6 protein-coding genes are annotated in these 9733 nt (G+C 64.9%); 1 reads left to right on the plus strand and 5 read right to left on the minus strand.

The window, feature by feature from the left end; translation table 11 throughout:
• Nucleotides 1-31: 31 nt before the first annotated feature.
• The 3 genes from ACHFFR_RS05200 to typA all read right to left on the minus strand — a co-directional run bounded on the left by ACHFFR_RS05200 (nt 32) and on the right by typA (nt 4583).
• Nucleotides 32-2119 (minus strand): VanW family protein, encoded by a 2088-nt coding sequence (locus ACHFFR_RS05200; RefSeq protein WP_394263218.1) that lies wholly within the window; start codon nt 2117-2119, stop codon nt 32-34.
• A 112-nt stretch (nt 2120-2231) separates the two neighbouring features.
• Nucleotides 2232-2618, minus strand: a complete 387-nt coding sequence (locus ACHFFR_RS05205) for a hypothetical protein (RefSeq protein WP_394263219.1) — start codon at nt 2616-2618, stop codon at nt 2232-2234.
• Nucleotides 2619-2642: 24 nt separating this feature from the next.
• Nucleotides 2643-4583, minus strand: coding sequence for a translational GTPase TypA (typA, locus tag ACHFFR_RS05210; RefSeq protein WP_394263220.1), 1941 nt, complete (start codon nt 4581-4583; stop codon nt 2643-2645).
• A gap of 227 nt (nt 4584-4810) precedes the next feature.
• On the opposite strand from typA, the gene ACHFFR_RS05215 reads away from it, so the two are divergent.
• The gene (locus tag ACHFFR_RS05215) at nt 4811-5437 is read left to right on the plus strand and encodes a PH domain-containing protein (RefSeq protein WP_394263221.1); all 627 of its coding nucleotides are present in this window, start codon (nt 4811-4813) and stop codon (nt 5435-5437) included.
• A gap of 18 nt (nt 5438-5455) precedes the next feature.
• Here ACHFFR_RS05215 and ACHFFR_RS05220 read toward each other — a convergent pair whose 3' ends face one another.
• Both ACHFFR_RS05220 and ACHFFR_RS05225 read right to left on the minus strand, forming a co-directional pair.
• Entirely contained in the window at nt 5456-7186 is a 1731-nt protein-coding gene (locus ACHFFR_RS05220; protein WP_394263222.1) for an ABC transporter ATP-binding protein, read from the minus strand.
• Nucleotides 7183-9321, minus strand: a complete 2139-nt coding sequence (locus ACHFFR_RS05225) for an ABC transporter ATP-binding protein (RefSeq protein ID WP_394263223.1) — start codon at nt 9319-9321, stop codon at nt 7183-7185. Before ACHFFR_RS05225 ends, ACHFFR_RS05220 begins: the two co-directional genes overlap by 4 nt.
• Nucleotides 9322-9733 lie beyond the last annotated feature (412 nt).

The following is a 9733-nucleotide window of genomic DNA, read 5'->3' on the forward strand; positions in this document are numbered from 1 at the left end:
ACACGGATAAATCTAGTACAAATTCAGATGCTTATCCGCAGGTGACCGCATGGACCGGTTCATAGGTCCAAGTGTACTGTTCTTGGTTCTCCAGCTCTCCGTTCAGGGAGACGTTGCGACCAACTGTGATTGAGAAGCCACTGGCTCCGGCCGCTGAGGGCACGCAGTCGGCAGCCAGGTTCTCGCGCGTTTCCGGATCCCTGAACGCAAAGCGCTCGGACTGCCACACGTCGACGTCCCAGTACTTCGTGGACCACAGGCGCGAATGTACCTGACCGTCGGCAACCCACGCCTCAATCATCACGCCGTAGGGAGTGTTGTTCTCCCAGATCATCGGGATCTGATCGCCCCAGATGGTGGCCTCGAGGCCGGCGGGGTAACGCGAGAAGTACTTCGAGTGCGGTTGGTGGGAAATGTCTTCCATGCCGGCGCGGTAACCGATGTTGAACATGTTGGTGGACAGCTGCGAGAGGCCTCCGCCCATCGCCGTCGAATTGAAGCCGTTCGAGACCACGCCCGAGGAGACGAAGCCGTGTTCGGCGTCGACGGGCCCAAGCTGGTCGCCAAGATTAAACTGCTCGCCGGGCTTGATCAGCACGTTCGTCACCTTCGAGGTGCCCACCACGAGGTTGGTGGTGCGCACCGAATCGGCGGTCAGCGGCGTGGAGATCGAGGAGACGACCTCCGTGATTCCCATCTCCTCGGCGTCTTCCGTGGTGAACTCCGGCTCTTCGACGATGATATCGGCGACGACGGTACGGTCAGTTCCCTCCGCGATGCCAAGGAGCGCCGTGGAGATTTGCTCGATGTCGAGCGACTCGCCGTTCTCGGACGGGGTGATGACCGGGGCGCCACCGCTGATGGTGATGATCGCGTCGGTTGGAGTTCCGAGCACCTCGCCAGCACGCTCCTCAATAATGCCTTCAAGGCCGTCCTGGTCCACGCTCAGCTCGGGCGCATCGCCCTCGTGTGCGACGGACAGGAGCGAGCCGGTCTGCGCCGGTTCGAGCTCGACCATGACGTCCTTGATTGTGATTGAGATAGGGCCGGCAAGAAGCGGTTCGATCGTGTCGGCAGCAAAGGTCTCAAGTTCCTCGGTGCTGATCTCCGGCTCGACAGTCTCGGTGGGGAGCTGAATCGGGGCGTCTCCCGCCAGCCATTCGTCGACGATCACGGTCTGCGATTCGTCCTTCACGATGCTGACGCCCTCCTGTGCGGGCTGGACGTTCACGTTGGCGTCGCTAATGGACAGTTCCGCGTCGGTGGGCTCCTGCGCGAACGCCTCGGCGAGACGGTCAACCTCGGTTGCGAGCGCCGCGTCATCTGCGACCAGCTTCGCGTCGATGTTCGAGCCGCCAGAAACCTGCGCCCACAGCTTCATCGGGTGAAGCGAGAATCCGGTGAGGCCGTCAAAGGTCTCATCGAGATCGACAGCCAAATTGATCGCGGCCGGATTGACCTGTTCGGTGGCATCGCCCTCGGCGGTCGTCACCTCACGCGGATTTTGAAGATCTGCAGCGAGCCCGGTTTCCACGGCCTCGTAGGCTTCTTGCTCCGTCATGCCACCAACCGGCACGCCGGAGACTGTCAGCCCGCTCGGCATGCGATCCTGCAGCGCGTAGGCAGCGCCGACGTACCCTGCGCCCAGCAGAAGCACAACGATGAACAGGACGAATGGCCAGCGGCGCTTCTTTTTCACGGGCTCATCCTCATCAGTGCTGTCGCCAGCGCGGTCGTCGTCGGCGTGGTCCTTGGCGGTGCTGTCCTTAGCCGCATCCGACTCCGGAATGTATGCGGGTGGAGCAGCTACAGGCTGCTCGGTTGTCTCGTCCGCGTCAAACGTGGCGGTCGGGGCGTCGTCGGCCGCCAGATGCTCCGTCTCGTCAGGACTCCATTCGGCGGTCTCATCCACGAGCTGATCATCACGCCATTCGGCGGTCTCATCTGGATTGGGCTCGGTGCTGGCTGAGTCGGTGCTAGCTGAGTCGGTGCTAGCTGAGTGAGTGTCGGGTGAGTCGGTGTTGGGTGAGTGAGTCTCGGGTACGCGCGGTTCGTCATCCCCAATGCGTCGGCGCCAGGCGTCGAGCAGATTATCGTCCTCGTTCGGGTTATCGGCCACGTCTGATCTCCTTGGGTGTTCCACACACCGATGTTACCGGCGACGCCCGCGATATGGCAGATTCGCCGCGTAAATCACCTCATCGCCAAGCGTGAGGTTTGTCGCGGAGTTCCTAGCCGCCATCGTATGGTTGCTGCCAACTCCAGTTCGCGGCTCGCGCGCGGTCCCTGCGCCTGGCGATACCTGCCGTAGCAAGGCACGCGAGCGCCGATATCTCCATCCAGATCGTGCTGAAGACGGACTCGCCGGCCGCGAGGGCGTCGTCGGCAGGTGGCGCGTACATAAGAGCAACCGTGGTGGCGAAGACGGCGAGGGTGTAGGGCGCCCACGCCCAGATGCCGCGCCATTCCCACATCGCCCACGCGCCGCTGGCCACGATCGCCGTTGCGGCGAGGATACCGAGCACCGGCTTGTCGAGCGGTCCCGGATACACGACGAATCCGATTAGCCCGGACACGGCACCGGCGAGGATGCCCCCGATGATGGCAAGAATCTTCATGCGGATGAGTCTACCCGTGGCGGCTTACGCTTGCGCGGCGCGCTTGCGGCGGGCTGCCTCGCGGGCACGGTCGATCGAATTGAGAGTCACCTTGCGGATGCGCACGGATTCGGGCGTGACCTCGATGCACTCGTCGTCGGCGGCAAATTCGATGGACTCCTCGAGCGTCATCTTCCGGCGCGCCTGGAGGGTCTCGAAAACGTCGGCGGTGGCCGAGCGCATGTTCGTCATCTCCTTGGCGCGCACGAGGTTGATGTCCATGTCTTCGTTACGCGGGTTCTCCCCCACCACCTGGCCCTCGTAGACCTCCTCGCCCGGGTCCACGAAGAACGTTCCACGATCCTCGAGGCGCTGCAGCGAGAACGCCGTGACCTGGCCCTGCCGGTCGGACACGAGCGAGCCGCTCTGGCGCGATTCGATCTCGCCCGCCCACGGCTTGTAGCCCTCGGCGATCGAGGCGGAGATGCCCGTGCCGCGGGTGAGCGTGAGGAAGGTGGTTCTGAAGCCGATGAGGCCGCGCGCGGGAACCACGAACTCCATGCGCACCCACCCCGTGCCTCGGTTCGACATCGTCTCGAGGTGGCCGCGCCGCGCCGCCATGAGCTGCGTGACGGCTCCGAGGTATTCCTCGGGAACGTCGATGGTTGCGCGCTCCCACGGTTCGTGAACGACGCCGTCGATCACCTTGCGTACGGCCTGCGGCTTGCCGACGGTCAGTTCGAACCCTTCGCGGCGCATCGTCTCCACGAGCACCGCGAGCGCGAGCTCGCCACGGTCTTGAACTTCCCACGCGTCCGGGCGCTCCGTGGGCAGCACTCGGATCGAGACGTTGCCGATGAGCTCCTGGGCGAGGCGTTCCTTGATCTGGCGGGCGGTGAGCTTGTGCCCTTTTCCGCCGGTGCCGGCCAGCGGCGACGTGTTGGTGCCGATCGTCATGGAGATCGCGGGATCATCGATGTGGATCGGTGGGCGGGGACGCGGATCTGCGAGATCCACGAGCGTCTCCCCAATCGTAATGTTCGGGATACCGGCCACGGCCACGATGTCTCCCGGGCCTGCCGTGGGCGCGGAGCTGCGCTCGAGGCCCTTCGTCAGCAGCAGTTCGGAGATGTGGACGCGCTCGATCGACGAGTCCGGGCCATCCGCCAAGCCCACCCACGAGCCTTTCTCTAGTTCGCCAGAGAAGACGCGGACGAGCGCGAGCCGGCCGAGGAACGGGGAGGCGTCGAGGTTCGTCACCTGGGCCACGAGCGGAGCGCTCGGATCGTAGGTCGGTGCGGGGATGTGCTGGATAATCGCGCGGAAGAGCGGTTCCAAGTTGGGCGAATCGGGGAGCTCGCCGTCGGCCGGCTGCTCGAGCGAGGCGCGCCCCGCCTTTGCCGACGCAAAGATGACGGGGATGTCGAGGATCGCCTCGAGTTCGACGTCGTGCTCGTCGTCCATCTCAATATCGGTGGCGAGCGAGAGCAGGAGCTCCATCGTCTCGTCCACGACCTCGGCGATGCGGGCGTCCGGGCGGTCGACCTTGTTGACCACGGGGATTACGGGCAGGCCGGCTTCGAGGGCCTTGCGCAGGACGAAGCGGGTCTGCGGGAGCGGGCCTTCTGAGGAATCGACAAGGAGGACCACGCCGTCGACCATCGACAGTCCGCGCTCAACCTCGCCGGAAAAATCCGAGTGGCCGGGGGTGTCAATGACGTTGATGGTCACGCCCTCGGGGGCGTCGAAGTCCGCCGCGGAGGGGCCACTGTAGGAGATGGCCGTGTTCTTAGCGAGGATCGTGATGCCCTTTTCGCGTTCAATATCGCCCGAATCCATGACGCGTTCGCCCGTCTTCTCCACGGAGGCATGCGAGTCGAACACGTTGCCCTGCCAGAGCATGGCGTCAACGAGCGTGGTCTTTCCGTGATCGACGTGGGCAACGATTGCGACGTTGCGCAAGTCATGGCGGACGGTTGTGGGCATATGGTTCCTTTGCGATTGGGCGGCGCCGGGCGGCAGTGCCGCGTAGCCGGCCAGAAGCGCTGGCCAGCACTTCATCCTAGACCCGCGCGGTGAACCGCTTGAAGACCGCCGGGAAAAGTGCGAGCCAACGTACACTCTGCCCGTTTGCCGGGCGCTGCTGGGGCGGGCGGCGTTAACCCCAGCACACGCGGTTTCGCGCGGGCACTAAACCCTGAGACAATACCGCCATGACCCTTGTAATGCGCGCGAAATCAACCCGGATCTACGCCTACCTGCTGTGGTTCTTGGCGTCGGCAACCTTGGTGGCCTCCGTCGCCAACGGCGGGATCAGTGAGCTGCTGTGGGCGACGCCGGTCACGCTGCTTATCGCTACGATCGGTTGGGCGGTGTTCTGGAATCCGCGCATCGAGGTGGGCCCGGGTGGCATTCGCATCGTGAATATCGTGCGCGAGCACCTCGTGCCGTGGTCGGACTTCTACGTGGCCGAGAATCGCTGGGGGCTCTACATCTACTCGCGCGAGCAGTCGAAGAAGATGAGCGTGTGGGCCGTGCCCTCCAACGTTGGCCTGTTCTCCAACTCGTGGCGCAACAGGAAGAAGATTCCAGACAACCCCGAGGACGTTCAGTGGAACGCGCCCGGCCGCGAGAACCGGATCGTGGACGTGAAGTTCGTGGCGGACCTGCTGACGATCCGCGCAGGTCAGATCCGCAAGAACAGCCACCTGCGCACCGACTTGGCCGCGCAACTCGACGAGCACTGGCCACCGACCACCGTCACGAAGGTTCAGATCATTCCGGTCGTCTCGATCGTCGCTCTCTTCGCGCTGACGATCCTCATGTTCGTCAGCAACTAGTTTCGCCTTCGCGCGGCGTTAGTCCTGCTGCCAGGCGTCCCAGAGTGAGGCGTACTCTCCGCCGAGCGCCACGAGCTCATCGTGGGAGCCGAGCTCAGCCACCTCACCATCGATCATGACGGCCACCCGATCGGCGTCGTAGGCGGTATAGAGCCGGTGCGCAATGGAGATAACCGTGCGGCCGGCGAGCACGCGGGACAGCGCCTGCTCCGCCGACCGTGCGGCAGTCGGATCCAGAAGGGACGTCGCCTCATCCAGGATGAGAACCGCGGGGTCGAGCAGCACGATGCGCGCGAGCGCGATCTGCTGCGCCTGCGACGGCGCTAACTCGCGCGCGCCGGAGCCGACCTTCGTCTCGATCCCTTCTGGCAGACGCTCGACCCACGTCGCGTCAACAGTTCGCAGCGCGGCGAGCAGATCCTCGTCTGTCGCATCCGATTTCGCGAAGCGGAGGTTTTCCGCCACCGTTCCAACGAACACGTGATTCTCCTGCGTCACGAGCGCCACGGTCTGGTGCAGTAGCTCCTCGTGCAGGCGCGTCACCTCGACGCCGCCCACGCGAATCGACCCCGCATCCGGCGGGTTCACACCGGCAATGAGGCGGCCCAGCGTGGACTTACCCGCGCCGGACGGGCCCACGATCGCGAGCCTCTCCCCCGGGCGCACGGACAGATCCACGTTGCGCAGGACGGGCTCGCCTTCGCGATAGCTGAACGACACGTCCTCGACGTCGATGGCGTCACTGGCTGGGACGGCGTCGTCGATGGTGCGATCTGAAGGCACCTCGGCAACACCGAAAATACGCGACAGCGCCACGGCCGCGAACTGAAGCTCGTCGATCCACCAGCCGAGTTCGTCGAGTGGCCAGCGGAGCTGCTGGGCGTAGATCGCCACCGCGATCACGGCGCCGACCGTCGTGACGCCGAGGCCAACCAGCCACGCGCCCCACACGATCGCGATGACCATCGGCGCGAACAGGACGAACAGCATCGTCGCGGAAAAGTACGCGCGCATCAGAGCCGAATACCGCTCGTTGTCCCACATTTCTCGCAGGAGCACCGACGTGCGGCGGATGCGGACCTCGTTCATGCCAAGTGAATCGACCGTGGCCGACTGCTCGACCGTCTCGGTGATGTCGCCCGAGACCTCCGCGCTCAGCGCCGAGGAGGCCAAGTAGGCCGCGATGGTGCGGCGCAGATACCTGCGGATCGTGAAGAACAGCGGCACGAACGAGAGCACGACGACGAAGCCCACCCGCCACTCAATGACGAGCGCGGCGATGACCGTGACGATCACTTGGAAGGAGACCACCATGAGGCGCGAGATTCCCTGACGCACGATGAACTCGACGCGGTTGACGTCGGAGGTCGTACGGCCGAGCAGATCGCCGGTGCCGGCGGCCTCAACCACGGACAGCGGCAGGTGCATCACCGATTCGACGAGGCGAACACGCAGGACGTTGAATACCTTCTGGCCGAGCACCCGGCTGCGGAAATCCGCGTACCACGACGCGATGAACTGCACGATCACCGCCACAATGATGACAATGATGTAGATGCGGATCACGGAGGCGGTAGTGCCGGTGGCGACGGCGTCGAAGCTCTTTCCAATCACCCACGGGGTGACCACGGCCGCGACCGCCACGAGAACCTGCACTGCGATGACGAGCGCGAACTCGCCCTTGTAGAGCTTGAACAGGTCGATGACCTTCGTGGCCACCGTGCGGTTTGTTGCGAGAGGTAACTTCATCGGGTGGCCTCCTCTCCGGCCTCGGGTTGGTCATCTGTTGCTTCGGGCTGGTCTGTGGTTTGGTCTGTTGCTTCGGGCTGGTCTGTGCTTTCGGCCCGGTCTGCGGCAGGGGTGTTCTCGTCTCCCGAGGCACGATGCACGACGGCGTGGTAGCGCGGATCGTCCAACAGCTCGGCGTGCGTGCCGCGAGCGGCTTCCGTGCCGTCCTCGCCCAAGAAGATCACCTCGTCGGCCTCACCGAGCATGATCGGCGAGGCCGTGACTGCGACGGTGGTGCGGTTACGGCGCTCCGCGTGCAGTCGGGAGGCGATGCGCGACTCCGTGTGCGAATCGACGGCGGAGCTCGGCTCAACGAGCAGAAGCACCGGCGCCTGCGTCAGCAGCGCGCGGGCGAGAGCCACGCGCTGGCGCTGACCGCCGGAGAGCGATCGGCCGCGCTCGGCCACGTACCCATCGAGGCCATCCTCGAGACTCTGGACGATGTCCGACCCGTCAGCGGCGATCATCGCGAGCATGAGCTCGTTATCGGGGATCGCGATCGGGTTGTCCTTATGGTCGCGGTTAGCCACACCCGAGCCGTCGCCGGTATCACCCATCTGGCGGCCGACGCCGCGTGGTAGCGGCCACGCAGCGTTGTTCGCCTCAAGATTGGACCGCAGGCGGCCCTGGAACAGCTGCGCGATCGCGTCGGAGAGCACGATGCCCTTGCGGACCTCGGACAGCTCGAAGGCGTGAAGCGGGATCGCTTCTCCCCCGGCCCACTGGGCCGTTACGTCATTTTCGTCGTCCGTTCGAGCCAACCGCTCGAGCAGATCCGCGCTGAGATCGGGATCCGCGGCCACAAGCACGGTGTGGCGGCCGGGGCGGATCTCCACGCCCGACGTGCCATCGCGCAGCGTCGCCGAGGCCCAATCGAACTCGGGGCTGCGCTCGGCAGGCGAGCGATCGGCGTCGTGATTCCTCGGGACGCTCGCCGTGCGGACGGCGTCGACCCTCGAATCATTCGTCAGCGGCTCGATGGCCATGACTTTGCCGATGCGGTCGGCGGCGACTTTGGCGTCCGAGTAGAAGGAGAAGAAGCCGGTGGCCTGGTGGATCGGGATGACCATGTAGGAGGTGTAGCCGTAGAACGCGACGAGGTCGCCGTACGACATCGTGCCGTTGTACACCTGCCACAGGCCGCTGCCGACGATGATCGCCGTGAATACGCCCGGCACGGCGCTTGCGAGGCCCATGAGGAAGGCCTGAAGGCCGGCCACGCGGATGCCCGTGTCGCGCACCTTGTCCGACTGCTCGGTGTAGCGGCGGATGTAGGTATCCTCGCCGCCAACCCCGCGCAGCACGCGAAGGCCGACGACGGCGTCCGACGCGAGAGTCGTGAGCTTGCCGCGTTCTTCTCGCTGCGCATTCAGGCGCTCTTGGAGGGGCTTGATGAGGAAGGTCATGAGCCCGATTGCAACCGGCAGACCAATCGCGACGACGAGGCCGAGCGGCACCGAAATGCGCAGCATGAGAACCACGGCGAGGATGAACGAGACGGTGGCCGCGATCATCTCGGGGATCATGTAGAGCAGCATGCCGAGCTTCGTGTTGTCGGTGGTTGCGGCTGCGACGATCTCGCCCGAGGGCATCGCGTTTCGGCCGCCCCCGCGCACGCCTGCGACCTTGAGGATCATCGCGCGCACCCAGCCGACGGACGCTCGCATGTGCACGATGAGGAGGAACGGCTCCGAGGCGGCACCGAGTGCGCGGAATCCGATGGTGGCGATGAGCAGGAGGAGGCCTGGGACGAGGGCGGCGGTCAGGCCACGTTCAATCCCGGAATCGAGCACGATGCCGAGCGCCCACGCGATGAGGATCGTGCCCGCGAATGCCGCTGTGGAGATGAGCGCCGTGAGAGCGATCATCGCCTTGTTCGCGCTGATCGTTGAGCGAATGAGCCGTGCCGGATCCATGTCGGGGATCGAGTCAACCTCGAATGCCGCGGGCCAGCGCGCCGGCTGAGGGCCGACGTCGAACCTACGCTGGTTGATCGCGCGGCTACCACGCTCGGCGAGTCGCTGGCGGCGCGCGGCGGCGCGTTCTTGTGCGCGCTCATGGGCGCGTAACCGCGGGGGGATATACAGATTTCGCATCGTTAAACTTTCACATCGTACACACCGGTGCCACAGGGCACACGGATTCAAGGTTCGAACGTCGGGCACGCCGCGCTAAGGCGGCGGCTCCTAAAGATGCGTGATAATCATGCGAAAAGACTAGCACGGAGATGGGGGGTCTCCAAAAAACAGGACGCGGCTCGGCTTCCGGCGCCGCGTCATCGCGCCCAGCACCCCCACAGCACGCCATCCAGCGCATTACCCAGCACGCCCCCTCTTCCGCAACCGGGGCAAGTTCCAACCAAACCGGGCAGGAACTTCCTGCACCATTTGACCAGAACCTGCAACTTTTGCGAGAGAAGTGGCGCCTGGGGCGATGGCGCGCGGGCACAGCAAGAGGGCCGATCCGCTAGGGCACAGCAAGAGGGCCGATCCGCTAAGCGGATCAGCG

Source organism: Trueperella sp., assembly GCF_043424875.1.
In the GTDB taxonomy this organism is placed as follows: domain Bacteria; phylum Actinomycetota; class Actinomycetes; order Actinomycetales; family Actinomycetaceae; genus Trueperella.

Bases quoted from the DNA above. Each gene is read 5' to 3' on its own strand.
- ACHFFR_RS05205 (WP_394263219.1), bottom strand. From the start codon at position 2,618: ATGAAGATTCTTGCCATCATCGGGGGCATCCTCGCCGGTGCCGTGTCC.
- typA (WP_394263220.1), bottom strand. From the start codon at position 4,583: ATGCCCACAACCGTCCGCCATGACTTGCGCAACGTCGCAATCGTTGCC.
- ACHFFR_RS05215 (WP_394263221.1), top strand. From the start codon at position 4,811: ATGACCCTTGTAATGCGCGCGAAATCAACCCGGATCTACGCCTACCTG.
- ACHFFR_RS05220 (WP_394263222.1), bottom strand. From the start codon at position 7,186: ATGAAGTTACCTCTCGCAACAAACCGCACGGTGGCCACGAAGGTCATC.
- ACHFFR_RS05225 (WP_394263223.1), bottom strand. From the start codon at position 9,321: ATGCGAAATCTGTATATCCCCCCGCGGTTACGCGCCCATGAGCGCGCA.